Here is a 25,806-nt window from a genome sequence, read left to right as displayed (position 1 = left end):
TAGCGAGCCACATCGACCTGTGGACCTGGAGCGCGATCGCCCGGTGGTCAAGCGGGAAGCGGTACTCAACTGAACGCCGGCGGCCGAGAGCTCAACTCCCTATGAAGCACTTCCTGATGGTGGGAGATGGTCGTTTTGCGTGTCCTTGGCGCCCGCCCTGCCACTGTGGACTCGTGGAGACCTCGGGGGAGGAGCGCTGGTTCCAGGCCTTTCGCATGCAGGCGGCCCACATGGCCTTCCCGGACTGGAGCCCCCGTCCGGACGAGTGGGTGAGCCTCTACACCTCCCTCGTCGGGCAGCAGGTCTCGGTCACCACCGAGATCGCCGTGTACCGGGGCAACCAGCGCATCCGCCACCGCCACTACAGCGGCCGGGAGGCCAGGGAGTTCTGGCTGGAGCTCATGGAGCGTGTCTCCGAGTGACGATTCCCGGATTTGTCGGAGATCGTCTCTAGGGTCTGCGCCCATGAGTGATCAGCGGAGTGGAACGGCTTGGGACGCGGTGCGCGCGGCGATCGACGCCGAGGACCCGGCTGCGGTGGCGGCGCTGGTCGCCGGGTTCGGTGAGGGGGAGCGCCGCGAGGTGGCCCGCGAGCTGCCCGGCCACCTCTCCGAGGCGCGACGGCGCGGCGAGGCACGGGACGCCGAACGGCGTGCGGAGCTCCAGCGCGAGTGGGACGCCCGGGTGGCCGCCTACCGGCGGAAGACCGGCGACCGGCACTCGACCACCGACTACTACTGGGACCTGTGGGTCCACCACCGGACCTACGTGGGCAGCCGGTGGATCGAGCCCATGCGAGTCGCCGGGGCGGGCACGCTCGGCGGAGCGGCGGCCGTGGTGTCGTGGCTGCACCGGCGCGACTTCCAGCGCTGGACCGACCGGGACGACGTGCCGCTGATCCTCCAGGCGGTCGCCGCCCGGCCCACCGCCTGGCAGGCCGACCTGGCCGTCCGGCTGGCGATGCGGCTGCGCGGCCCGAGCCGGGACGCCCGGGGCGACGCCGGCCGCTCGGCGCGGCTGACGCTGGAGCTGCTGCGCCGTACCGGGGCCGAGCCGCCCGCCCACGACCCGTTGACCCTCGCCTGGCTCACCACCTGGAGCCCGCCCCAGCACCCGGCCACCGACCCACCCACCGATCCTGCCACCGACCCTTTCACCGATCCGGCGGCCGACCGGACCGCCGACCCGGCCGCCGACCCGCTGTTCGACACGTTGCTGCCGCGCCTGTTCGACGCCGAAGGGGTGGGCAGGCAACTGCGCGAGGACCACGAGCGTCCCGCCTGGCTGGCCGGCCTCGCCCGGCAGGAACGCGTGCCCCGCGAGAGCCTGCTCGACGGCTGCCTCAGCCGCTTCCTGCGCGGCGGAACGGCCGCCGACCTGCGCTTCTTCGTCCGGCTCCACGACGCGCTCGACCCGGCGCCGGAAGAGGTGGCGGCCCGCGGCCGTGACTACCTGCGGCTGCTGCCCGCCGCCCCGCCCAACGTCGCCGACCTGGCGCTCAAGCGGTTGCGCCGGCTCGGCCCGCTCGACCCGGACGAGGCCGCCGAGGCCGTCGAGGGGCTGGTCTTCCGGGCCGAGGGCAAGCTGGTGCGCGCCGGGCTGGTCTGGCTCGACCGGCTCGCCGGCGACCACCAGGGCGACCTCGACGGCTACGCCGCCGCGCTGGGCGCGGCGCTGGTGGGCGAGTCGGGTGAGGCCCGCGCCCGGGCGGCCCGGCTGGCCGTCAAGCACGCCGCGCGATTCACCCCCGCGGGCGCCGAACGGATCCGCGAGGCGCTGCCGCTGATGCCCGCGGGCGAGGGCGTCGCCCTGGCCGAGGTCTTCGGCGGGGAGGCGGTGCCCGCCGAGCCGGAGCCCGAGGCCCGGCCCTTCGCGCCCCCGCCCTTGCCGTCCGCGCCCGAGCCCGCCCGCATGACGCCGCCGGTCCTCGGCCCCGCCGGGCTGCCGACGTCCCGGCTGTCGGAGCACCGGTGGCTGGTCGCCGAGCGGTGGCTCGACGTGTTCGTCCGGCTCGCGGCGACCGACCGGGCCGCGCTGACCGAGACCCTCGCCCCCGTCGCCGGACTCTTCCCCGCGGAGATGTACCGGTCGGCGCCGTGGCGTCACCTGAAGATCTGGGCGGCGGCGATGGCCAAGGAGCTGACCGAGCCGGGCGCCGAGGCGAAGGCGACCGCCGGACACCCGGACCGGACCCCGCCCACGACCCGGGAACGGCTGCCGGAGATCGCCGGGACAGGGCGGCGGATGCCGCTGCGCCGCTTCGCCGAGGTCTACGAGGCCCTCGTGACCGGGACGCTGCCGCCGTACCTGCTGGCCACGCCCACCCACGTCAACGGCCGCCTGGACGCGGCCGAGCTGGTGGACCGGCTGGAGGGCTACGAGCGGGCGGGTGCCGAGGCGCTGCCCGTGGACCTGGAGCAGGCGCTGCTGCGGCTGCCGCGCACGGTGCCCGCCGACGTCGTCGAGCGTGCCGCCGGGCTGACCGGCACGGCGGGACGGGCCGCCGCCCGGTGGATGACCGACCGGCCCGCCGGCCCGCGCGTCACGCTGCGCCGGCAGGAGAGCGGCGACGGCGTCTTCGTCGCCGACCCGACCGGGTCGGCGACGCTCGACGAGGCACTCGCCGACCTCCGGGGCGAGGAGGCGTTCGAGGCGCACCTCTCCGTCCTGCCCTCCGACCGCGAGCTCGTCGCCGCGCACGCCGTCCACCCGGCGCTCGCCGACGCGATCCACCGCAGACCCGCCGCCGCGCACCTGGCCCTCCTGGCCGCCGCCGACGGTCCCGGCGGTCCCGCCATGGCGCTGCTGGTCGCCCACTGCCTGTGCGCGGAGCCGGAGGAGACGCTGCGCCCGCTGCTGTGGCTGGCCGCCTCGGGCGGGCTGCCCGGTGCGGAGGTCGGGGCGGAGCTCGCCACACTGTTCCGGCGCGACGAGGCGAACGAGCGGGAGTACCGGCTCTACTCCGTGGCGGAGGTGCTCGGGGTGCTGGAGGAGGCCGCCCGGCACGGCGCGCACCGCGAGGTGTGGCAGATCATGGCCGGCCTGCTGACCGGCTACCTGCCGGGGCCGGGGGAGCGGGCCACCGTCACGCACACCCGGCTGACGACGTTCGCCGCCGACGTCGCCACCTGGGCCGACGCGCGCGGCGAGCTGCCCCGGATCGCCGAGCTGGCCGCCCGGAGCCGCGAGAGCGGCCTGGTACGCCAGGCCCGCCGCCTGCACACCCGGCTGGCTCAGTAGCGCTCCAGCTCCCAGGGGTCGTGCGCGGAGAACACCGACACCCCGTGCGTGTGGGCCAGGGTCCGCAGCCTGGCCTGGTTGGCGATCCGCAGCTCCGCGTCCACCTGCGAGTCCACCTGGACGATGTCCATGAGCGGGTGCGAGACCGGGTCCAGATCCAGCTCGCGGTGGTAGAAGTACGCGTCGCCGGCGTGCAGCAGCCAGCGGTCTCCCTCTCTGACCGCCACACCGGCGTGCCCCGCGGTGTGCCCGCCGAGCGGCACCAGGAGCAGGTCCGGCAGGCCGTGCAGCGGCTGTGCGCCCTCCATGCCGAACCAGGTCTCGCCGGGGCCCTCGCCGTAGGTGACCCAGTGCGGGCCGTGCGCCCAGTGGCCCGGCCGGTAGCGGCGGCTCGGCGCCTCGGCCAGGGCCGCCTCCAGCTCGGCCGCCATGACGTGCACCCGCGCGCCGGGGAAGTCGGGCAGGCCGCCGCTGTGGTCGACGTCCAGGTGCGTGAGCACGACGTGGCGCACGTCCGCGGGGTCGTGGCCGAGTGCGGCGAGCTGCCGCACGGCCGTCTCGGCCGGTCGCAGCGCCGGGTCCACCAGGTCCACCCATTCGGCTTCGAGCAGGTCGGCCGGCCGGGTCACGTCGTCCAGGCCGAGACCGGCCTCCACCAGGACGAGTCCGGAGGAGGGCGTCTCGATGAGCAGGGCATGGCAGACCGCCCGGGCGGAGGGCAGGCCGGTGGTGGAGTCGATCTCGCGCATCGACCCGACGTTGAGGTGATGAATCTTCATGCGCCTAGACTGCGACTTGAAGCGCGGTTCAAGTCAAGGAGACGCCCGTGGAGGAGACGCCGCTCGACATCGGCGAGGTGGCGCGCAGGTCCGGCCTGGCGCCCTCGGCGCTGCGGTTCTACGAGCGCAAGGGCCTCATCGCGCCGGTCGCGCGCAACGGCCTGCGCCGCGCCTACCTGCCTGACACGCTCGACCGGCTGGCACTGATCACCTGTGCGCGCGACGCCGGGTTCGCGCTGGCCGAGATCGGCCGGTTCCTGGCCGCCGGGCCGGGCGACACGGAGCTGCGCGCCCGGATGGCGGTCAAGGAACGCGAGGTGGACGAGCTGGTGTCGCGGCTCACCCGGCTGCGCGACAGCCTCCGGCACGCCCTGGTGTGTGACCACGACCCGTTCGTCGAGTGCTCCGAGTTCAAGCGGGCCGTGCGGCGGGTGAGCGTGCCGGAGTGACGCTCAGCCGGAGTTGACGTACTGCCGGGGGCGCAGGGCGTGGGCGCGCAACGCGGTCAGGGCCGCCAGATGCCCGGTCGTCGACATCCGTACGGCCAGCTCGTCGCCGAACGCGAGCCCCAGCGCGGTGAGCTGGCCGACCAGGTGGTCCACCGGGGTGGCGACGTCGTCGAGGCCCGTGGCCGGATGCCAGCCCTCGCCCCCGACCACCTCGGCCACCCGCCGGCGCAGCTCCACGGGCGACATGAGGGTGCCGTCGGCGAGCAGCAGCAGCGCCGCCTCACGGGCCGACACCTCGAACTCGTGCTCACCCGGAGCCAGCAGCAGCCCGGTCACCGCCTCCCACATCGTCCCCGGCGACAGCAGCAGCCGCCTGCCCTCGGAGGTGATCGTCAGCCTGGCGCCGTCGCGGCGCAGCGCACCCAGCTCCCGCTCGGCCAGCTCGCGCAGCCGCAACGCCTCGGGGGACGGCGCTAAGCGCAGCGGCAGGCTCTCGGAGGCCGCCAGCGACAGCAGCCCGTGGAGCGCGGGCACCGGCTGGGCAGGCACCGGCGCGTGCAGCCGCACCTCGTACGGCTGCGCCAGCTCCCGCCTGGCCGGACCGCGGCCCAGCACCCAGCGGTTGAGCCGCTCGCCGTGGACGCGGTGCAGCCAGTTGTCGCCGCCCAGCTCGGCCCGCGGCTCGGTGAGCCAGCGCCGCGTCAGCGCGACCCGGTCGCCGTCGTCTCCGGCCAGGATGGCCAGCTCCAGCGCCGCCGAGCAGGCCACGTGGGCGCCCAGCTCCTCGGGCCCCATGATCGTGCTCCACTGCAGCTCGGGCACGTCGGGCGGCAGCACGCCGGTGGCCTCCAGCGCCGCCTGGTAGGCGAGGGTGCCCGCGTCCTCGCCCTCGGTCGCGTACGTGCGCAGGATCCGCAGCGTCGTCGCCGAGACGCACAGCTCGGCGTAGCGCTCCAGCCCGCCGAGCTGGAGCAGGCGGCCCAGCGAACGGGCCAGCCGCTCGTGGTCGCCGCCGACCTTCAACGGCAGGGTGTACCAGAGGAACTCGCAGACGTCGAGCTGGGTGACCGTCTCCAGCGGGTCGCCGCCGGTCAGCCACTCGACGGCGGTCCTGGCCTCCTCGGCGAGGTCCGGCTCAGAGCGTTCCAGTTCGGCGAGGAGCGCGGTGACGTCCGGTGCACTCATGCCTCGAAGTTTGCCGTATCGGGCCCGGGCCTGACGATGCCCGAAACCGGCGCGTATTGGGTCTTGCACAGTGATTGCCCTAGGAAAGCATCTGTTCAGCGGGATGTGGTCACGACTAGATCCAGCGTTTGTCGAACAGCATCCTGGCCTTCCACTCGGTGTAGGGGAGCAGCTCGCCGGACAGGACCGGGTGCAGCCACCAGAAGTTGATCAGCGCGAGCAGTGCGAACGCCCCCACGGCCGCGGCCCCGACCGTACGCCGCATGCCGGCCGTCGCACCGGCCGGCCCGATGATCAGCCCCGCGCACAGCGTGATGGCCAGCACCATGAACGGCACCATGGGGATCGCGTAGAACAGGAACATCGTCCGGTTGGAGGCGATCGCGAAGTAGAACCACGGCAGCCACCCCATCGCGTACGCCAGCAGCACCGCCCCGGCCCGCCAGTCGCGCGTGGCGACGTACCACGCGATCAGGCCGACCAGCGCGAGCAGCGCCCCGAACCAGATCACCGGCGTGCCGACGCCGAGCACCGCCTCCGAGCAGTCCTTGACGCCGCAGGTGTTCTGCACGCCCTGGTAGTAGAACGCCACGGGACGCAGCAGCAGCGGCCACTGCCACGGGTCGGACATGTAGGGATGGGAGGTCTCCAGCCCGTTGTGGAAGGTGAAGACCTGCCACTGGTACTTCACCCACGACCGCGCCGAGTCGAGGACGAAGTAGAAGGGCCCCGACGAGGTGGCCTGGTCCCAGTTGCGGCCGTAGCCGGTGGCGGTGGCGAACCAGCCGGTCCAGGTCGCCATGTAGGTGACGAACGGGGCGGCGGCGAACGCCAGCAGCCCGTTCGGCAGGTCCTTGGAGAAGACCCCCGCGTACGGGTGCCGCACGCCGACCGCCCGCCGCGCGCCGAGGTCCCACAGCAGCGACATGACGGCGAACGCCACGGCGAACGCCAGCCCGGACCACTTGACCCCCATCGCCGCGCCGAGGCAGACGCCCGCGGCGATGCGCCACGGCCGCAGCCCGAGGCTCGGCCCCTGGGGCGAGAGGGGGGCGCTCTCGTACCACTCGACCAGCCGCTGCCGCGTCTTGTCGCGGTCGACCACGAGGCAGGCGAACGCGGCCAGCACCCAGAACATCAGGAAGATGTCGAGCAGCGCCGTCCGCGACAGCACGAAGTGCAGGCCGTCGAGGGCGAGCAGCAGCCCGGCGAAGCAGCCGAGCAGCGTCGAGCGGGTCATCCGGCGGGCCACCCGCGCCAGGACGAGGATCGACAGCGTGCCCACCACGGCGGCGGCGAAGCGCCAGCCGTAGGGGTTCATCCCGAACAGCCACTCGCCCGCGCCGATCATCCACTTGCCCAGCGGCGGGTGGACCACGTAGGAGGCGCACTTGTCGAGCGTCTGGCCCGTGCACTTCTCCCAGATGTCGGTGTTGCCGGCCAGCAGCGCCTTGTCGGCGTCCTTGATCGTGACCCGCTCCACCAGCCACGTGACCAGGGAGAAGGCGTCCTTGGCGTAGTACGTCTCGTCGAAGACGACCGCCTTGGGATGGCCGAGGTTGACGAACCGGAGCACCCCACCGAAGATCATCACGAGGATCGGCCCGAGCCACCCCCACAGCTCGCTGCCGCGCATGGGCGGGACCATCCGGTCGCGCACCGAACGCGCACGGGGACTGCTCTCGTCGGCCTTCGGGTCCTCGAAGGCCTGGTACGCGAAGTCGGTCACCGCCATTCGGCCATCGTACGGGCCTGAAGCCGAACGTTACGCGGAAACACTGCCCAATCGGGATGCCCTGCCACAATGGTCGGGTGAGAGCAGACGGCAGGTTGGTGCTGGCAGGAGCCCCCATAGGTCAGGCGGGCGACGTGTCGCCGCGGCTGCGCGACGCGCTGCGCAGCGCCGACGTGGTGGCGGCCGAGGACACCAGACGGCTGCGCCGGCTGGCCACCGAGCTGGGCGTCGAGATCGGCGGCCGGATCGTCAGCTACTACGACGCCAACGAGGCCGGCCGGGCCCGCGAGCTGGTCGAGACCCTCAAGGAGGGCCGCACGGTCGTCGTCATCACCGACGCCGGGATGCCGGGCGTGTCGGACCCCGGCTACCGCCTGACCCGGCTCGCCGTCGAGGAGGGCGTCACGGTGACGGCGCTGCCCGGCCCGAGCGCCGTCACCACCGCGCTGGCCGTCTCCGGCCTGCCCAGCGACCGCTTCTGCTTCGAGGGCTTCCCGCCGCGCAAGACCGGCGAGCGGGCCCGCCGCCTGGCGGCGCTGGCGGGCGAGGAGCGCACGATGGTCTTCTTCGAGGCGCCCCACCGGCTGGCCGACTCGCTGGCGGCGATGGCCGAGGCGTTCGGCGCCGACCGCCCGGCCGCCGTCTGCCGCGAGCTGACCAAGACCTACGAGGAGGTGCGCCGCGGCGGTCTCGGCGAGCTGGCCGCGTGGGCGGCGGCCGGGGTCAAGGGCGAGATCACCGTCGTCGTCGCGGGCCACGTGCCTGCCGACGAGCCGGCCGACATGGAGGGGCTGGTGGCCGAGGTGGAGCGGCGGGTGGCGGCCGGCGAGCTGCGGAAGACGGCCGTGGCCGACGTCGCCAAGGCCGCGGGGATGCCGCGGCGGGAGCTCTACGAGGCGGTTCACAGAGGATCTTCCACCCCGTAGGGTGCGCTTCGTGAAGAACTGGGGGGTTTCGCCACACCGGCTGGTTCCGCCGTTCCCCGGGAGCGTGCTGTGGGGGTGGCTGGGGCCGCTGCTGGTGGCGGCGTTCGGGGGCATCTTCCGGTTCGTCCGGCTGGGGGAGCCGCACGCGGTCGTCTTCGACGAGACCTACTACGCCAAGGACGCCTACGCCCTGCTGCTGTTCGGCGTCGAGCGCCACACCCTGGGCACCGCCAAGAACCCCATCGCCGACAAGCGCCTCATCACCGAGAACACCGACATCTGGAAGCAGTGCGCCGAGTCCGCCGACTGCGCCTCGTTCGTCTCGCACCCGCCGCTGGGCAAGTGGATGATCGGCGCGGGCGAGTGGCTGTTCGGCATGACCCCGTTCGGCTGGCGCTTCGCCGCCGCCGTGGTGGGCACGCTGTCGATCCTCGTCCTGGCGCGGGTGGCCCGCCGGATGACCCGCTCGACGCTGCTGGGTTGCCTGGCGGGGCTGCTGCTCGCCCTCGACGGCCTGCACCTGGTCCTGTCGCGGACGGCGCTGCTCGACATCTTCCTGATGTTCTGGGTGCTGGCCGCGTTCGCGTGCGTGGTGGCCGACCGCGACTGGGCCCGGCAGCGGCTGGCCGACCGCTGGTCGCCCGGCTTCTCGCTCGGCTCCTCACCCGGCTCCTCGCCCGGCCCCGAGTACGGGCCCCGGCTCGGGGTGCGGCCGTGGCGGCTGGCCGCCGGGGTCTGCCTGGGGGCGGCGTGCGCGGTGAAGTGGTCGGGGATCTTCTTCCTGATCGCGTTCGCGGTGCTCAGCCTCGTGTGGGACCTGGGCGCGCGGCGGGCCGCGGGAGCCCGCCGGCCGTACCGCGGGGCCCTCGCCCTCGACCTGCCGCAGGCGGCGGCCGCGCTGGGGCTCGCCCCGGCCCTGGTGTTCGTCGGGTCGTGGACGAGCTGGTTCGTCAACGACGACGGCTGGGGCCGCAACTGGGAGCAGGCCACCGCCCACGGGCCGCTGTTCTTCCTCGCCGACTCGGCGCGGTCGTGGCTGAAGTACCAGATCGAGGTGCTCGGCTACCACACCGGGCTGACCAGCTACCACCCGTACATGTCGGATCCGTGGTCGTGGCCGGTGCTGTTCAGGCCGGTCACCTTCCACTACGAGAGCGGGCCGGGCGCCTGCGGGGCGGCGAAGTGCTCCGAGACGGTGATCGGCGTCGGCACCCCCGCCCTGTGGTTCGCTGCGGCTCTGGCCCTGCTCGGACTGGTCGCCTGGTACGCCAGGACCCGCGACTGGCGGGCCGGAGCGGTGCTGCTCGGCTACGCCGCCGGATGGCTGCCGTGGTTCTACTACGCGGTGTCCGACCAGCGGACCATGTACCTCTTCTACATGATCCCCGTGGTGCCGTTCATGGTGCTGGCGGTCGTCCTCGTCGCCGGGCTGGCACTGGGACGGGCCGACGCGCCGGCGCCGCGCAGGGCGACCGGGGCCGCGGTCGTGGGCGCGCTGGCCCTCGTCGTGCTGGTCAACTTCTGGTGGCTGTATCCGGTGCTGACGGCCGAGCAGCTCGCGCACGCCGACTGGTGGGCCCGGATGCTGCTGCGCTCCTGGGTCGAAGCCGCGCCCAAGTGACGCGGCGCAGCGTGATGGCGGCCGCCATGCAGGCCAGCGGCACCGCCGGCAGGACGTAGCGGTAGTCGAACTCGGCCGTCGCCGCCGGCGCCAGCAGCAGCCCGAACGCCGCCAGCCACGGCAGCGCCACCGGGCCGCCCAGCGTGCGCCAGCGCACCGCGACGCCGTACAGGCCGACCAGCAGGATGCCGCCGAGCAGCGGGCCCTGCAGGTAGACGACCTTCTGGTAGTTGCTCATGATCTCCGCCCACGGCGACACGATCCGCGTCTCGGGCGGGCCCTGCTCGTAGGAGAAGGCGTCGGTGTCGGTGCGGCCCTGGAAGGAGGGCCAGTTGGGCAGCCGCTTGGGCCGGCCGTAGGCGTCGAGGTCGTAGTAGGGCCTGAACTGGTACATGTTGTAGGTCGCCTCGTCGGGGAAGCGCGGCCGGCCCCACTTGAAGGCGCGCAGGAAGTCACGCGCCACGACCTGCAGATAGTCGCCGGGCTGCGACAGGATCGCGCGCGAGGCGAAGGTGCTCGCCGCCTCATTGGTGATCTCGGTGAACTTCTTGCCCGAGCCCCAGCGGTGCAGCACCTCGCCGGTGCCGGTGCCGCCGCCGCCCTGACCCCACAGGTACCACTGCGCGTACTCCTTGCGCTGGTCGACGGGGTCGTTGATGCACAGCAGGAGAAGTTCGAGCTCCTTGTACTTGTCGATGTTCATCTTGGCGCAGTCGGCGAAGATCGCGGTGCGCATGTAGAGGATGAGCCCGTCGCTGTTGGTCATCGCGAACTTGCCGACGCTCGCCTTGAACCAGCTCATGTACGTCACCGTCGGCACCGCGCAGGCGACCACCACGGCCACGACCACCTTCCACCCCGTGCGCTTGACCACGAGGTAGACCACCACGAGCACGAGGATCGGCAGGCCGATCGACCGGGTCAGCGACGTCAGCGCCAGCAGCAGGCCGACCACCACGCCGACCTGCCAGGACATGCGCCGGTGCCACAGCACGAGCGTGACGACGCCCACGACCAGCAGCGTGAACATCGAGTCGGACATGATGAGCTGCTCGAGCTGGATCTGGTAGGCGTCGAACAGCACCGGCGCCGCCGCCAGCGTCGCCCCCCACTTCGGCAGCCCGAACTTGCGCCGCAGCAGCGCGTACATCAGCGCGGCCGTGGCCAGCCCCATCAGGTGCTGGGTGAACACCACCAGCGTGAAGCTGTGGAACGGCTTGAGTACCAGCAGCCAGAACCCGTAGCCGTCCGGCCGGATCGGGTGCGGCCTCGGGTGCAGCGCGACGGAGACGTACTCGTAGGAGTCGTTGAACCACATCGCCGGGCCGTAGCCGAGCATGGTGACGAGCCGCAGCACCGCGCCCAGCGCGAAAGCCACGGCGAACACCCGATGACGGCGCAGGAAGCCGAGCACGCGCGCCATGGGGCCGGGAGCGGAGTGGTCCCCACGGGCGATCTCCGCGACGCTCACCATGCTGTAAAGAATGCCAGCCGTTTGTAGGACTTGACCCGACCGACTCCGGGCACAGGGCATGATGGTGTGCTGGAAGAGTCGCGATAGAAGGGTTGAGACGTGGAACTGACGGTGGTCATGCCCTGCCTCAACGAGGCCGAAACCGTGGAAGTCTGTGTGCGCAAGGCTCTGGCGTGCATGGAGGAGCACGGCATCGAGGGCGAGGTCCTGATCGCCGACAACGGCAGCACGGACGGCTCTCAGCAGCTCGCGCGCGACGCCGGCGCCCGCGTGGTCCACGTGGACGAGAAGGGCTACGGCAACGCCCTCATGGGCGGCATCCGCGCGGCGCGCGGCAAGTACGTCATCATGGGCGACGCCGACGACTCCTACGACTTCACGGCGCTCCTGCCGTTCGTGGAGCAGCTGCGCGACGGGGCCGACCTGGTGATGGGCAACCGGTTCAGGGGCGGCATCGCCCCGGGGGCCATGCCGCCGCTGCACCGCTACCTCGGCAACCCCGTCCTTTCGTTCGTCGGGCGGCTCTTCTTCCCCTCGGCCATCGGCGACTTCCACTGCGGTCTGCGCGGCTTCCGGCGCGACTCCATCCTGCGGCTCCAGCTTCAGACCGGCGGCATGGAGTTCGCCTCGGAGATGGTGGTCCGCTCCACCTTGTCGGGCCTCGACGTGCGCGAGGTGGCCACCACCCTGTCGCCCGACGGGCGCTCCCGCCCGCCGCACCTGCGCTCCTGGCGCGACGGCTGGCGCCACCTGCGCTTCCTGCTCCTCTACAGCCCCAAGTGGCTGTTTTTCTATCCCGGCCTGGTGATGATGGCCCTCGGCCTGGTCGCCGGCACCGCGCTGACCTTCGGCCCGGTGGAGATCGGCGAGCTCGCCTTCGACGTCGACACCCTGGTCGGCGCCTCGGCCGCGGTGGTGATCGGTTTCCAGGCCGTGCTGTTCGCGGTGTTCACCAAGGTCTACGCGGCTGAGGAGGGGTTCCTGCCGGAGTCGCCCCGCATCCGCAAGCTGATCGACATCGTGTCCCTGGAGAAGGGCCTCGTGGTCGGCGGCCTGCTGGCGCTGGCCGGTCTGGTCGGCCTGGTCATGTCGCTGGTGCACTGGCAGATCCGCAGCTTCGGCGAGCTCGACCCGCGCGAGTCGCTGCGCCTCGTCGTGCCCTCCGCGACTGCGCTCATCATCAGCTTCCAGACCATCTTCGCCTCGCTGTTCGTCAGCATCCTGGGCATCCGCCGCACCCGCGAGACGCCTATCGACGTCGCCGCCAAGGCGGCGGAGGAGGCCGCCGAGGCGGTCTCGCGCGAGAAGTCGGACGCCGTCTCGCGCGAAGAGTCGCGGACGCGCTGATCTAATCGGTTCGAGACGGGCGGTCGAGCGCCGTAGGCTTGGGGCTATGTCCCAGCACATCTTGACCGCCGTGGCGTGGCCCTACGCCAACGGCCCCCGCCACATCGGGCACGTCTCAGGGTTCGGCGTGCCGTCCGACGTCTTCAGCCGCTACCAGCGGATGGCGGGCAACAAGGTGCTGATGGTCTCCGGCACCGACGAGCACGGCACGCCCATCCAGGTGCAGGCCGACAAGGAAGGCGTCACCGCCAAGGAGCTGGCCGACCGCTACAACCGGGTCATCGCCGAGGACCTGACCGGGCTGGGCCTGTCCTACGACCTGTTCACCCGCACGTCCACCCGCAACCACTACGCGGTCACGCAGGACATCTTCAAGGGCCTCTACGACAACGGCTACATCTTCCCCAAGACCACGATGGGGGCGATCTCGCCGTCCACCGGCCGCACCCTGCCCGACCGCTACATCGAGGGCACCTGCCCCATCTGCGGCTACGACGGCGCCCGCGGCGACCAGTGCGACAACTGCGGCAACCAGCTCGACCCGATCCAGCTGATCAACCCCAAGAGCCGCATCAACGGCGAGACCCCGGTCTTCACCGAGACCGAGCACTTCATGCTCGACCTGCCCGCCTTCGCCGAGGTGCTCGGCTCCTACCTTCAGGCCAAGCAGGGCGAGTGGCGGCCCAACGTGCTCAAGTTCGCCCTCAACCTGCTCGGCGACCTGCAGCCGCGGGCGATCAGCCGCGACCTCGACTGGGGCGTGCCCATCCCGCTCGACGGCTGGCGCGACCAGCCCAACAAGCGGCTCTACGTCTGGTTCGACGCGGTCATCGGCTACCTGTCGGCCTCCATCGAGTGGGCCAGGCGCTCCGGCGACCCCGACGCCTGGCGGCAGTGGTGGCAGAATCCCGACGCCCGCGGCTACTACTTCATGGGCAAGGACAACATCGTCTTCCACGCCGAGATCTGGCCGGCGATGCTGTTCGGCTACAACGGCCAGGGCGCGCGTGACGGGCGGCCGGGCCCGCTCGGGGCGCTCGACGTGCCGTCCGAGGTGGTCTCCAGCGAGTTCCTGACCATGGAGGGGCGCAAGTTCTCCTCCTCGCGCCAGGTCGTCATCTACGTGCGCGACTTCCTGGCCCGCTACGACGCCGACGCGCTGCGCTACTACATCGCCGTGGCCGGCCCCGAAAACCAGGACACCGACTTCACCTGGCAGGAGTTCGTCAACCGCAACAACGGCGAGCTGGTCGCGGCGTGGGGCAACCTGGTCAACCGGTCCATCTCGATGGCGGCCAAGAACTTCGGCCAGATCCCCGAGCCCGGCCAGCTGACCGACGCCGACCGGGCGCTGCTGGAGCGCTCGCGCAACACGTTCGGCCCGGTGGGCGCCGAGCTGACCCGCTCCCGTTTCAAGAACGCCATCACCGAGGCGTTCGACGTGGTCCGCGACGCCAACCGCTACCTCGCCGAGCAGGAGCCCTGGAAGCTCAAGGACGACCCCGAGCGCCAGAAGTCGATCCTGCACGTGGCGCTCCAGGTGGTCGACGACTGCAAGACGATGCTCACGCCGTTCCTGCCCGGCTCGTCCAACAAGGTCTACGCGATGCTCGGCGGCGACGACGTCTGGTCCGGCATGCCGGAGATCCACGAGGTCGACGAGGACGGCGGCGAGTCCTACCCGGTGATCACCGGCGCGTACGACGGGGCCGCCCGCTGGGAGCACCGGCCGATCAAGCCGGGCACCCCGCTCGCGCCACCGGTGCCGCTGTTCAAGAAACTCGACCCCAAGGTCGTGGACGAGGAACTGGCCCGACTGGGTGAGTGAGGTGTCCCTTCCCGCTCCTCCCGAGCCGCTCGCGGCTCCGGTGTTCGACAGCCACTGCCACCTCGACATCATGGTGGGCGACCGGCCGGCGTCATCGGGTGACCCGGTGGCGCTGGCCGCGCAGGCCGCGTCGGCCTCCGTGCGCGGCATCCTCGACGAGGCCCGCGCCGTGGGCGTGACCAGGCTCGTCACCATCGGCTACGACCTGCCGTCGTCCCGGTGGGGCGCCGAGGTGGCGGCCGAGCACGACGACGTCCACGCGGGGGTGGCCGTGCACCCCAACGAGGCGCACGCCGCCACGCCCGAGACGCTGGCCGAGATCGAGGCGCTGGCCGGGCGGCCAGAGGTGCGGGCCGTGGGCGAGACGGGGCTCGACTACTTCCGCGACTGGGCGAGCAGGGACGACCAGCACGCCAGCTTCCGGGCGCACATCGAGATCGCCCGGCGCACCGGCAAGGCGCTGGTCATCCACGACCGCGACGCCCACGACGACGTGCTGAAGGTGCTGGCCGAGCAAGGGGCGCCGCCGGTGGTGGTGTTCCACAGCTTCTCGGGCGACGCCGACATGGCCAAGAAGTGCGCCGACGCCGGCTACTTCATGTCGTTCTCGGGGCCGGTGACGTACAAGAACGCCGGCTACCTGCGCGAGGCGGCGCGGGCCGCGCCGGTGGAGCTCATGCTGGTCGAGACCGACGCGCCCTACCTGCCGCCGGTGCCCCACCGGGGCAAGCCCAACGCGCCCTACCTCATCCCGCTCACGCTGCGCTGCCTCGCCGAGGTCAAGGGCGTCCGCCCGGAGGAGCTGTGCGAGGCGATCAACGCCAACGGAGTGACCGTCTTCGGCGAGTGGTGACGGTCCCGGGCCGCACGAACCCGCCCCGCGTCGGCCGGCTGCCGGTGCGGGCGGGAGCGCGGGCCGTCAGTGGTGAGGCCGGCGCGAGCGCAACTTGTCGAAGAACTGCCGGGCCTTGCGCTGGTTGCTCGGGTCCTCGGCCATCCGCTTGGCCTTCTCCACCGCCTGCTTGCCTTGCGAACTGTGGAGGTAAGCGCGCAGTTTGTCCATGAGTGCCATGCCTTCCCCCCTACCCACGACGCGCGCCTTCACCGGCCGCGAACGGGTTCAGCCGCTGATCGACATGCCGAAGTCGGCGCCCTGGCCGGGTTGGCGCGCCTGCAGGTCGTCGGCGTTGCGCCCGAGGACCGCCACCTTCCCGTACGGCGCGGCGTCCGGCTGCCCGACGTACAGCTTGTTGCCGCTGAACGCCACCGCGTAGCCGGACAGGTCGCCGGGCGGCACGGCCGTCCGGTCGGCGGCGGCGTCGCGGAACGACACCAGGCGCACCCCTCCGCCGTATGGCGCGCCGATGGCCAGCCGGCCGTCGGAGGAGGCGGCCAGAGAGAAGCCGAACGCCTGCCCGGCGCCCTGCCGTACGGTCCTGACCGGGGTGAGGTCGGTGCCGAGGAGCTGCACGTACCCGGGGCCGGGCGCGCCCACCGCGAGCCCCGCGCCCTCGGCGTAGGCGAGCGCGTAGCCGTACCTGTCGCCAGACGCGCCCGTCGGGGAGTCGAGCTTCGTGCCCGACAGCCGCGCCTGGAGCACGTCCTTGATCGACACGACGGAGCCGGAGTCGATCTTGCCGGTGCCGACCTGGAGGCCCGTGCCGTCGTCGTTCTCGTACGGCACGCCGACGATCAGCTCGTTGCCCGCGCCCATGGCCAGCGACCAGCCGAACTGGTCGCCCACCTCGCCGTTGCCGGGGACCTGCTCCGACTCCTGGCTGATCCGGCGCAGCGGCCCCTCGCCCTTGCGGACGTACACGGCGCCGGTGTCGGCCCGGCCGGACTCGTCCTCGTACGGGGCGCCGATGGTCACCAGGTCGCCCTTGGCGGCCAGGGACCAGCCGAAGTGGGCGTCGCGCTGCGGCGCGATGGCGAAGAGCTGCGTGGGGGGAGCGGTGTCGCCGCCGTACACGACGTAGGCGGCGCCGGCGTCCCGGACACCCCGCACGTCCGTGAAGGGCGCCCCCACGACGAGGTCGGCGCAGGCGTCGCCGTCGACCTTCGCCAGCCGTACCGACCAGCCGAAGCCGTCGCCGGATGCCAGGCCGGGCACCGTGACGGGGATGACCTTGGTGCCGGACAGCACGTGCACGGCCCCCTTGTCGTCTTCGCCGAACGGGTCGCCGACGGCCACGTCCTCCAGCCCGTCGCCGTCGAAGTCACTCGGGCCGGCGCACGCGACCTTGTCCACGGCCGCCGCCACCTGCGCGGCGGTGGGGATCGTCGCGGCCGCCATCAGGAGCGCCACCAGGGCCGAGCGGATCATCCGAGCCTCACCTGAATCTCCTCGCCACCCCGGACTCCCACGGTGAGCCGCACCGGCCTGCGGTACAGCGGCAGGTCGAAGACGAAGACGCCGTCGACGCGGGCTCCCGGGGCGAGGGCGGCGGGCACGGTCACCGGGGCGGGTTCGTGCCGGGCGCCCCGGTCGTCCTGGAGCGTCACGGCGGGGTCGCCGAGGTTCCGGCGTGCCCCTCCGGGGTTCACCACGGACCAGCGGACCGTGCAGAGCTGCCCCTGCGACTGCTGCCTGCCCTGGTACTCCTTCAGCCCGCACCGGGGCGCCGAGGCGATGATGAGCTGCGGGTCGTCGAAGGAGGCGCCGAGCGCGTACCTGCGTCCGAGGTCGTTCGGCTGCTGCGCGGCGGGGGAGACGGTCTGGGTGCCGGGCCGGGGAGTCACGCCGCGGCTGGAGGTGATGATCAGGGTGCCGGCGGTGACGGCGACGGCGACCACCGCGGCGGCGGCGGCGATCAGCCACCGGGTGCTGCGCGGGCGCTGGGGCTGCTGCTGTGGCGGGATCGTGGGCAGCGCCTCACCGGGCCGCCGGATTCCCGGGCCCCGAGCCCCGTCGGCGTGGGGTTGCCGGTGCGCGGGGCCCTGGCCGCCATGGCGCCGTTCCGGTGTCGGCGTCCGGGCCTGGACCTGGGCCTGCGCGTGGAGGAACGCCTGCGCTTCGGCATCCCACCGCGCCAGTTCCTCCCGCGCGGCCAGTTCCTCCCTGCGCGCCAGCTCCTCGCGATCGGCCGGCTCCTCCCTGCGGGCCAGTTCCTCGCGATCGGCCGGTTCCGCTCTGCGCGCCGGCTCTTTGCGATCGGCGGGCTCCTCCCCGCGGGCCGGTTCTCCACGAGCGGAGGGTTCTCGGCGGCGCGTCGGATCCTCGCGAGCGGCCGGGCTCGATCCGCGCGTCGGCTCCACCCTGGTGGCGGGGTTCGCCTCGTCCCTGACGGCGGGGTCCGCCTGGCGCGGCGGCTCTTTCGGGGAAGCAGCGGCCGTCCTGTTCGCGGGGTCCATCCTGGTGGCGGGACCCATGCCGAGCGTGGCCGGCACACCCGGGTCCGTCGCGTCGTCGTCCGTTGACCCGGGCCCGCCCCGGGTGGCGCTCTCCGCACCCCGCCCGCCTGCACCGGCGCGCCCGCTCGTGCGTCCACTCCCCGCCACCTGCCCGCCCCGGCCCGCTCCGTCCCCTCCGCCGGTCCGATCCCCTCCGCCGGTCCGATCCCCTCCGCCGGTCCGATCCCCTCCATCGGTCCGGTCCCCTCCGCCGGCCCGATTCCCTCCATCGATCCGCCCGCCTCGGGTGGCCGGCCGCCCAGGGCCGGTGGGCCCCGCGGCGGGCCCGCCACCGGGCGAGGACGGCTCGGCGGCCTCCTGCCGGGCGGCGGCGCGGCCGGGAGCGGAGCCGTCCGCCATCGTGTCGCCAGGGGGCGGCGTGGCGAAGGTGGCCGTGATGTCCGGCTCGTCCACCACGTTCGGCGGCGGCTCCCATTCGCCCATCAGGTCGGGCGCCACCAGCGTGGGCGGGTCCGCCTCGGCCGTACGCGCCGGGGCCGCACCGCCGACCAGCGCGATCACGAGATCCTGGGCCGTGGGCCGCTCGGCGGGGTCCATCGAGGTCGCCAGCCGTACCAGCTCGTCGAGCGGCGCGGGCAACTCGCCCAGGTCGGGCTGCGTGTGCAGCACCCGAGAGGCCAGCGTGATCACGTCACCGCGCCCGAAGGGGTGGCGGCCGTTGCCCGCGTACGCCACCAGGCACCCCCAGGCGAAGATGTCGGCGGCCGGGGTGACCATCTCGCCGCGCACCTGCTCGGGCGCCCACCAGCCCGGACTGCCGATCAGCTCGCCCGACAGCGTGAACCCGGTCTCCCGGTCGAGCGCCCGCGCGATGCCGAAGTCGATCACCCGCGGCCCCGACAGGGAGAGGATGACGTTGGCCGGCTTCAGATCGCGGTGGACGAGCTCGGCCACGTGGATCGCGGCCAGCGCGGCGGCGACCCCCAGCGCGACACCGTGCAGCGGCCCCGGGTCGAGCGCGCCGTACTGGGTGATCTGTCCCGACAGGGGGATGCCCGCGATGTACTCGGTCACCATGTACGGGCGGCCGTCGCCGGTGTTGCCGTTGTCGAGCACCTGGGCCGTGCAGAAGGACGCCACCCGGCGGGCGTTGTCCACCTCGGCGTGGAACCGCGCCGCGAACCCCTCCTGGTTGGCGAACTCGGCCTTGATCACCTTGACCGCCACGAACCGTCCCGTGGGCGCCTTGGCCAGGAACACCGTGCCCATGCCGCCCTCGCCGAGACGGCCGAGTAACCGGTACGGACCGATCTCCCGCAGGTCCGTCGGGCGGAGCGGCGCGGCCCCCGTTGGCTCCATCAGGGACGTCCCTTCCTGTTCCACGCCATCCTCCCCTGTGGTCCCCCCGTACGCCATCGCAGGTTCCTCGATGCGGGAGACTGGTTGGATGATGAGGCTGTTGGGCCCAGCGGAAATACGTATTTTGGCGGACAAGCTAGATCTTCGTCCCACGAAAAAGCTAGGACAGAACTTCGTCATCGACGCGGGGACCGTCCGCCGAATCGTACGGGTCGCCGAGCTGTCCCCGGAAGACGTCGTGATCGAAGTGGGGCCCGGCCTGGGTTCGCTCACGCTCGCGCTGCTGTCCTCGGCCCGCCACGTGGTAGCCGTGGAGATCGACCCGGTGCTGGCGGCACAGTTGCCCGTGACGGTGGCCGAACGCGGCCTGGGCGACCGGCTCACCGTGGTGGGCGCCGACGCGATGAAGATCTCTTCCGGCGACCTCGGCGACCATGAGCCCACGGCACTGGTGGCCAACTTGCCCTACAACGTGGCGGTCCCGGTGGTGCTGCACCTGCTGGAGGCGCTGCCCGCGCTGCGCAGGGGGCTGGTCATGGTGCAGTCCGAGGTGGCCGACCGGCTGGCTGCCGGACCGGGCTCCAAGGTGTACGGGGTGCCGTCGGTGAAGGCGGCCTGGTACGCCGACGTGCGACGGGCCGGACCCGTCGGCCGTACCGTCTTCTGGCCCGTCCCCAACGTCGACTCGGGGCTCGTCTCGCTCGTGCGCCGCGACCCGCCGGTGACCACCGCCACGCGGCAGGAGGTGTTCGCGGTGATCGACGCGGCGTTCGCCCAGCGCCGCAAGACGCTCCGCGCCGCGCTCGCGTCCTGGGCGGGCAGCCCGGCCCAGGCGGAGACGGCACTCCGGGCGGCCGGCGTCGACCCCTCGGCCCGCGGCGAGCAACTCGACGTGACGGCGTTCGCCCGCATCGCCGAACACCGCCCGTAGCCGCCGGGTCTTCGCGACCGCGAAGGGCGTCCCAAAGGGCAGTGGGCGAGGCGGTCGCAGCGGCACCGCCCATCAGGCGATGCTCGCCGACCTCGAAGAGCAGGACCACAACGTCTGCTCAATGTCCCGCCACCGCGCTTCCTGTCGCTCCTCGCCTGGTGACCACCTCCGCGGCACGGCGCCGGGCACACCCCGGCCGCCGTGCCATCCCACTCCCCGCCCCACCCGGACCGCTTCGGGCCACCTCCGCCACTCGGGCTACCTCCGTCACTCGGGCTACCTCGGTCACTCGGGCCACCCCCCGCCACCGAGCTTGTCCACAGCCACCCGCTTCCCGCGCGCCCCTTATCCGCAGAACCTCGTTCGGCTCCCCACCGAGTCGCCCCACCGGACGATCCTGGGCCTCATCCCGTTCCTCGGCACTTGGAGGCCCTCATGAGCACCCACTCCGTCTCCCGACTATGCCGCGCGTCCCTCACGATCGGCGGCGGCCTGCTTGCCGGATTGACGACCCTCTCGGGCACGGCCTCAGCCGCAGACGCCCGCAAACCGCCCCACACCGCTCCGAGCCCCTGCTACGGCACCCTCACCCTCCCCGCCGCATACGCCAGGCTCCTTGACACCTGGCGTCCCCCGAGCGATTTCGCCCCCGCCGACCGGATGGCGGTGGCGCAGGTGGCAGAGGCCATGCTCTTCACGGCCCGCCCCGTCATGAAGGGACGCCCGGCCCCGCCCGTCCAGATCGTGCTGACCCTCCCCGCAGAAGCCTGCGCCACCCTCCACCCACTCGCGGCCACCCTCACCCAAGCAGGCATACAAACCCTCGCCACCCCCGACGGCCGCACCCATGGCCAATCCACCCCCGACCACCCTGCTCGTCCCCACTCCGCTTTCGGCCAAGCCGACCATCCCGCTCGCTCCCACCCCGCTTTCGGCCACCCCGCTTTCGGCCACCCCGACGCCGATCACTCAGCCGCCGACTTCTCCCCGCCGCCCTTGGACCTGTCACACCTCGACGCATCGCCCCGAGTTCTCCTCGACACCGCGCCCACCCCGACCGCCTCGGAGACCACCAGTCGCGCGACCCAAGACCCCCACCCACCCGGCCGACCCCGCACCGCGAGCCCGAAGACCAACCACCCGCACACCCCCAGCACCAGACCGCCCCGAAAGCCCAGCACCGGCAGCCCCAGACGTACCCAAAGGCCCAGCACCGGCAGCCCCAGACGGCCCCAGAGGCCCCGCATCGACAATCCCAGGCCGCCCCGAACACCCCGCATCGGCAACCTCAGGCCACCTCGAACGCCCGGCATCCCCAGCCTCAAGCCCCCGCGTACGCCCAGCACGAAAACGCCGACGACACCCAAGGCCAAGACCCCCGGCAAGACCTCACCCGCCTCCAAGGGCGATCTGGCGGTGGCCGCGGCCCTCGCCAGGCTCGGCACACCGTTCTCCTGGGGCGGCGGCTCCCCTTCGGGCCCCACCCGCGGCATCGGCAGAGGAGCGTCCACCACGGGGTTCGACTGCAGCGGCCTCACCCTCTACGCCTGGTCCAAAGCCGGCGTGAAGCTGGCCCACTACACAGGCACCCAGTTCGGGCAAGGCCGCCGCGTCCCCCTGAGCGAGCTGCGAAAAGGCGACCTGGTCTTCTTCGGCGGTGGCACCGGCCACCCCACTCACGTGGGCCTCTACCTGGGCGGCGGAGTCATGGTCCACGCCCCCAAGACGGGCGACGTGGTCCGCAGGACCAGTTTCCTCCACTCCACCTACTACCGCCCCATCTACCGCGGCGCCGTACGCCCCGGCTGACCCCCGCCCCAGCGCCGACACACCCCACCCCGAGCCCGAACCCCACCCCACGGGCCACCCGTATGGCTACCCCACAGGTCGACCCCGCATGGCCTTGCACGGCCAACCCCGCATGGCCTCGCACGGCGACCCCGCACGACCCCGCATGGCCTCGCACGGCCAACCCCGCATGGGCCCCGCACGGCGACCCCGCACGGCCACCCCCCGTATCGCCACCTCACATCGGCCACTTCACATGGCCACGCCATCACCCCCCACAACCGCCACCAGGCGGAGGCGCGGCGACCTCCTCCCCGGTCGGGAACGGAGGCGAAGATCCGCGCCATGGGTGCTGATCAGGTGCGACACGCCCATCCCTGCTCGAACGACGGCACTCAGGACACACCGTGTCACCTCCGCCCCCCACTTCTCCGAGAATTGCGTGGTGGGGAAGCGTGCCCGTATAGCATCGGGTGTCCTCCCCGGCAGGCGATGAAAGTGACAGAAGATCGATGAGTTCGGTGACCGTACGGGTGCCAGCGAAGGTCAACGTGCAGCTGTCCGTAGGACCGCTCCGCGAGGACGGCTACCACGACCTGGTCAATGTCTTCCACGCCGTCTCGGTCTTCGATGAGGTGGTCGCGAAGGAGTCCGACTCGATCACCGTCTCGGTCGTCGGTGAGTGGGCCGACCAGGTGCCGGTCGACGACGGAAACCTCGCCATCCAGGCGGCCCGCGCCCTGGCCAAGCACGCCGGCCGCACGTACGGGGCGCACCTCGTCATCCACAAGTCGATCCCGGTGGCGGGCGGCATGGCCGGGGGCAGCGCCGACGCGGCGGGCGCTCTGGTGGCCTGCAACGAGTTGTGGGGGCTCGGGCTGCCGTTCGAGGACCTCATGGAGATCGCCGGAGACCTGGGCAGCGACGTGCCGTTCTCACTGCTGGGCGGCACCGCCGTGGGCACGGGGCGCGGTGAGCAGCTGAGCGAACTGCCGACCACCGGGAGCTTCCACTGGGCGTTCGCCGTGGCGCCTGGCGGTCTTTCCACCGCCGAGGTCTACGCCCAGTGCGACCGCCGTCGTGAGTCCGCCGGTGTGGAGGTGCCGTGGCCGCAAGTGGACGACAGTCTGCTGGAGGCGCTCAGCACCGGTGACGCCGACACTCTCGGCGCCCGGCTCACCAACGACCTGCAGGCCGCCGCCCTCACGCTGCGGCCGGAGCTCGCCCGCACCCTGGAGGCCGGCCGGGCCGAGGGCGCGCTCGGCGCCATCGTCTCCGGGTCGGGCCCCACGTGCGCGTTCCTCGCCACGGACGCCGACCACGCCCAGCACCTGGCCGACACCCTGGCCAAGCTCCCCACCTGCCGCGCCGCCCTTGCCGCCCACGGCCCGGTCCCCGGCCCCCGCCCCTCCTGGTCCAGCTCCCGAACCTGATCATCGCCCGCCTGCAGCCCGGGCATCGTCCGACAACTGAACCTGAGCACTCCCGGCCACTGGGCTGGGCGTAGTCCCCGTACCTGAGTACAGCCCAGCTACGGGCCCGACATGGTCCGGTTCCCACGTCCGGGCACGCCCAACCGGCTGTCCGAAGGCATCCTCGGGAACGGGTGCCGAGGCGGCCCTCCGGCTGTCGATGTTGTTTCGTGGTCCGGATGGGCCGATACCCTGGTAGCGCCATGAATCTGGTCAATCTCGAATCCGTCTCCCACGCCTACGGGCCCAAGCCCCTGCTCAACGATGTCTCCCTCGGCGTGGAGGCCGGGGAGCGGATCGGGGTCGTCGGGCGCAACGGCGGTGGCAAGACCACGCTGATGTCGATGATCGCTGGGCAGTTGAAGCCGGACAGCGGCCGGGTGACCCACACCCGGGGTATGCGCGTCGGGTTCCTGTCGCAGCAGGACGACCTCGACCCCGGGTCCCCCGTGCGGGATTTGGTGCTCGGGGGCCGGGCGGAGCACGAATGGGCCGGTGACCAGGCCATCCGTGAGATCCTCGGCAACCTGATCGGCGACCTCGACCTCGACGCCAAGGCGGGCGACCTGTCCGGTGGCGAACGCCGGCGGACCGCGCTGGCCCGGCTGCTCATCGACGTGCACGACCTGATCATGCTCGACGAGCCCACCAACCACCTCGACATCGAGGCCATCGCCTGGCTGGCGGGACATCTGTCCACCAGGAAGAGCGCGCTCGTGGTCGTGACGCACGACCGGTGGTTCCTCGATGCGGTGTCCACGCGGACGTGGGAGGTCGTGGACGGCCGGGTCGAACGCTACGAAGGCGGATATGCCGCTTATGTCCTGGCCAAGGCGGAGCGGGCCCGCATCGCCCAGGCCGCCGAGGAACGCCGCCAGAACCTCATGCGCAAGGAGATCGCCTGGCTTCGGCGCGGCCCGCCCGCCCGTACGTCCAAGCCGAAGTTCCGGATCGACGCCGCCCAGGCCCTGATCGCGAACGAGCCGCCGCCCCGCGAGAGCGTCGAGCTGGTGAAGTTCGCCACGGCCCGGCTGGGCAAGACCGTCTACGACCTGGAGGACGTCACCCTCCACGCCGGCGGCCCCGGCAACGGGCCGCTGGTGCTCGACCACACCACCTGGCAGTTCGGCCCCGGCGACCGCATCGGGCTGATCGGCGTCAACGGGTCGGGCAAGTCGTCCCTGCTCCGTCTGCTCGCCGGCACGATCGAGCCCGACTCGGGGCGTGTCGTGCGGGGCAGGACCGTACGCCTGGCGCATCTGTCGCAGGAGCTGGCCGAGCTCGACCCCGGCCGGCGCGTGCTGGAGACGGTCGAGGAGATCCGCAAGTACATCCAGGTCGGCAAGAAGGAGTGGTCCGCCTCCCAGCTGCTCGAACGCCTGGGGTTCAAGGGCGACGCCCAGTGGAAGGTGGTCGGCGACCTGTCGGGCGGCGAGCGGCGGCGGTTGCAGCTGCTCAGGCTGCTCATGGACGACCCCAACGTGCTGCTGCTCGACGAGCCGACCAACGACCTCGACATCGAGACGCTGAACGAGCTCGAAGACCTGCTCGACGGCTGGCCCGGCACGCTGATCCTGGTGAGCCACGACCGCTACTTCCTGGAGCGTGTGACCGACCGTTCGGTGGCGCTGCTGGGTGACGGCAAACTGTCCTTCCTGCCGGGCGGCGTGGACGAGTACCTCCAGCGCCGGGCGTCGGGCGCCGCGCTCACGGCCCGGATCGGCTCAGGAACCCCCGGCTCGTTGGGCGCGTCCGGGACATCCGGTGGTCCGCAGGCGTCCGCGCCGGCCCAGCCGGAGTCGGCTCCCGGGCTGTCGGCCAAGGAGGAGCGGGAGCTGCGCAAGGAGCTCAACCGCCTGGAACGCCAGCTTGACAAGCTCGGCGAGCAGGAGTCCCGCCTGCACGCCGCGATGGCGGAGGCGGCGAGCGACTACGCCAGGCTCGGCTCCCTCGACGCGGAGCTGCGCGAGGTTCTCGGCCAGAAGGACGCCGTCGAGGCCGAGTGGCTGGAGGTCGCGGACAGCCTGGGCGACTGACGCCGCGCCCTGGCCCTGTCCGGGACGGTGACCCGGGGCGGTGGCCCGGGGCACACGTCACCCGACCGGCCTTCCGGCTTCGACCGGCCTTCCGGCTCGCCGGGTCCTCCACCCTTCCTTCGGTCGGTTCCGCTGGCCTTCCGGCTTCCGGATGCGTCCGGGTGGCCGCTCGGGCTTTCGGTTGGGCCGGCCTCCTGGCCATCCAGCTCGCCTGGTCGGCCCCTCGGCACGGTACGCTCGGCCGGCCTTTCTGCTTGGCTCGTTCGGCCGGTCGCTCCCGTT

The 25,806-nt window shown here is 72.4% G+C and carries 19 protein-coding genes; 12 read left to right on the top strand and 7 right to left on the bottom strand.

Going from position 1 to position 25,806, the window contains the following annotated elements; translation table 11 throughout:
* Positions 1–173 precede the first annotated feature (173 nt).
* Both FHU36_RS08030 and FHU36_RS08025 read left to right on the top strand, forming a co-directional pair.
* Positions 174–422 carry a hypothetical protein gene (locus tag FHU36_RS08030; RefSeq protein WP_185083121.1) on the top strand — a complete coding sequence of 83 codons (249 nt, stop codon included), beginning with the start codon at positions 174–176 and terminating at the stop codon, positions 420–422.
* Between the two features lie 43 nt (positions 423–465).
* Positions 466–3,240, top strand: coding sequence for a DUF7824 domain-containing protein (locus FHU36_RS08025; RefSeq protein ID WP_185083120.1), 2,775 nt, complete (start codon positions 466–468; stop codon positions 3,238–3,240).
* On the opposite strand, the gene FHU36_RS08020 is transcribed toward FHU36_RS08025, so the two are convergent.
* Complete coding sequence (locus FHU36_RS08020) at positions 3,234–4,019, bottom strand: MBL fold metallo-hydrolase (protein ID WP_185083119.1); 786 nt, start codon at positions 4,017–4,019, stop codon at positions 3,234–3,236. The genes FHU36_RS08025 and FHU36_RS08020 overlap by 7 nt on opposite strands.
* Positions 4,020–4,066: 47 nt before the next feature.
* On the opposite strand from FHU36_RS08020, the gene FHU36_RS08015 reads away from it, so the two are divergent.
* Positions 4,067–4,468 carry a MerR family transcriptional regulator gene (locus tag FHU36_RS08015; protein WP_185083118.1) on the top strand — a complete coding sequence of 134 codons (402 nt, stop codon included), beginning with the start codon at positions 4,067–4,069 and terminating at the stop codon, positions 4,466–4,468.
* Positions 4,469–4,471: 3 nt separating this feature from the next.
* Here the strand turns inward: FHU36_RS08015 and FHU36_RS08010 are convergent, their stop codons facing one another.
* The gene (locus tag FHU36_RS08010; RefSeq protein ID WP_185083117.1) at positions 4,472–5,653 is read right to left on the bottom strand and encodes a hypothetical protein; all 1,182 of its coding nucleotides are present in this window, start codon (positions 5,651–5,653) and stop codon (positions 4,472–4,474) included.
* Positions 5,654–5,768: 115 nt separating this feature from the next.
* A complete protein-coding gene (locus FHU36_RS08005) occupies positions 5,769–7,388 on the bottom strand; it encodes a dolichyl-phosphate-mannose--protein mannosyltransferase (RefSeq protein WP_185083116.1) in 1,620 nt (539 codons plus the stop codon).
* Between the two features lie 77 nt (positions 7,389–7,465).
* Here FHU36_RS08005 and rsmI point away from each other — a divergent pair, with 77 nt between their 5' ends.
* The gene (rsmI, locus tag FHU36_RS08000) at positions 7,466–8,314 is read left to right on the top strand and encodes a 16S rRNA (cytidine(1402)-2'-O)-methyltransferase (RefSeq protein ID WP_376774121.1); all 849 of its coding nucleotides are present in this window, start codon (positions 7,466–7,468) and stop codon (positions 8,312–8,314) included.
* A gap of 10 nt (positions 8,315–8,324) precedes the next feature.
* The gene (locus tag FHU36_RS07995) at positions 8,325–9,935 is read left to right on the top strand and encodes a dolichyl-phosphate-mannose--protein mannosyltransferase (protein ID WP_312891487.1); all 1,611 of its coding nucleotides are present in this window, start codon (positions 8,325–8,327) and stop codon (positions 9,933–9,935) included.
* Here FHU36_RS07995 and FHU36_RS07990 read toward each other — a convergent pair.
* Positions 9,829–11,409 (bottom strand): phospholipid carrier-dependent glycosyltransferase, encoded by a 1,581-nt coding sequence (locus FHU36_RS07990; RefSeq protein ID WP_185083113.1) that lies wholly within the window; start codon positions 11,407–11,409, stop codon positions 9,829–9,831. The two genes, FHU36_RS07995 and FHU36_RS07990, sit on opposite strands and share 107 nt — an antisense overlap.
* A 99-nt stretch (positions 11,410–11,508) precedes the next feature.
* Between FHU36_RS07990 and FHU36_RS07985 the strand changes: the two genes are divergently transcribed.
* From FHU36_RS07985 to FHU36_RS07975, 3 genes are read left to right on the top strand one after another with little or no spacing between them, the layout of a single operon-like run.
* A complete protein-coding gene (locus FHU36_RS07985; RefSeq protein WP_185083112.1) occupies positions 11,509–12,756 on the top strand; it encodes a glycosyltransferase in 1,248 nt (415 codons plus the stop codon).
* A gap of 46 nt (positions 12,757–12,802) precedes the next feature.
* Positions 12,803–14,584, top strand: a complete 1,782-nt coding sequence (gene metG, locus FHU36_RS07980) for a methionine--tRNA ligase (protein ID WP_185083111.1) — start codon at positions 12,803–12,805, stop codon at positions 14,582–14,584.
* Positions 14,577–15,437, top strand: a complete 861-nt coding sequence (locus tag FHU36_RS07975) for a TatD family hydrolase (RefSeq protein WP_185083110.1) — start codon at positions 14,577–14,579, stop codon at positions 15,435–15,437. Before metG ends, FHU36_RS07975 begins: the two co-directional genes overlap by 8 nt.
* A gap of 66 nt (positions 15,438–15,503) precedes the next feature.
* Here FHU36_RS07975 and FHU36_RS07970 read toward each other — a convergent pair whose 3' ends face one another.
* From FHU36_RS07970 to FHU36_RS44200, 3 genes are read right to left on the bottom strand one after another with little or no spacing between them, the layout of a single operon-like run.
* On the bottom strand, positions 15,504–15,656 hold the full coding sequence (locus FHU36_RS07970) for a hypothetical protein (RefSeq protein WP_185083109.1): 153 nt from the start codon (positions 15,654–15,656) through the stop codon (positions 15,504–15,506).
* A gap of 48 nt (positions 15,657–15,704) precedes the next feature.
* Positions 15,705–16,910: an FG-GAP repeat protein gene (locus tag FHU36_RS07965; protein WP_185083108.1), complete on the bottom strand. Its 1,206-nt coding sequence runs from the start codon at positions 16,908–16,910 to the stop codon at positions 15,705–15,707.
* Entirely contained in the window at positions 16,907–19,297 is a 2,391-nt protein-coding gene (locus tag FHU36_RS44200; protein WP_246501997.1) for a serine/threonine-protein kinase, read from the bottom strand. The genes FHU36_RS07965 and FHU36_RS44200 overlap by 4 nt, the downstream gene beginning before the upstream one ends.
* Before the next feature lie 70 nt (positions 19,298–19,367).
* Here FHU36_RS44200 and rsmA point away from each other — a divergent pair, with 70 nt between their 5' ends.
* The 4 genes from rsmA to FHU36_RS07940 all read left to right on the top strand — a co-directional run bounded on the left by rsmA (position 19,368) and on the right by FHU36_RS07940 (position 25,524).
* Positions 19,368–20,228, top strand: a complete 861-nt coding sequence (gene rsmA / locus FHU36_RS07955) for a 16S rRNA (adenine(1518)-N(6)/adenine(1519)-N(6))-dimethyltransferase RsmA (RefSeq protein WP_185083107.1) — start codon at positions 19,368–19,370, stop codon at positions 20,226–20,228.
* Positions 20,229–21,644: 1,416 nt separating this feature from the next.
* On the top strand, positions 21,645–22,037 hold the full coding sequence (locus FHU36_RS46250) for an NlpC/P60 family protein (RefSeq protein WP_312891486.1): 393 nt from the start codon (positions 21,645–21,647) through the stop codon (positions 22,035–22,037).
* A gap of 491 nt (positions 22,038–22,528) precedes the next feature.
* On the top strand, positions 22,529–23,449 hold the full coding sequence (locus tag FHU36_RS07945; protein WP_185083106.1) for a 4-(cytidine 5'-diphospho)-2-C-methyl-D-erythritol kinase: 921 nt from the start codon (positions 22,529–22,531) through the stop codon (positions 23,447–23,449).
* Between the two features lie 242 nt (positions 23,450–23,691).
* A complete protein-coding gene (locus FHU36_RS07940; protein ID WP_185083105.1) occupies positions 23,692–25,524 on the top strand; it encodes an ABC-F family ATP-binding cassette domain-containing protein in 1,833 nt (610 codons plus the stop codon).
* Positions 25,525–25,806: the final 282 nt, after the last annotated feature.

This window comes from Nonomuraea muscovyensis (assembly GCF_014207745.1).
In the GTDB taxonomy this organism is placed as follows: Bacteria; Actinomycetota; Actinomycetes; order Streptosporangiales; family Streptosporangiaceae; genus Nonomuraea; species Nonomuraea muscovyensis.
The sequence above is the reverse complement of the archived record's forward strand: the minus strand, read 5'-3'. Positions and strand labels throughout refer to the sequence as shown.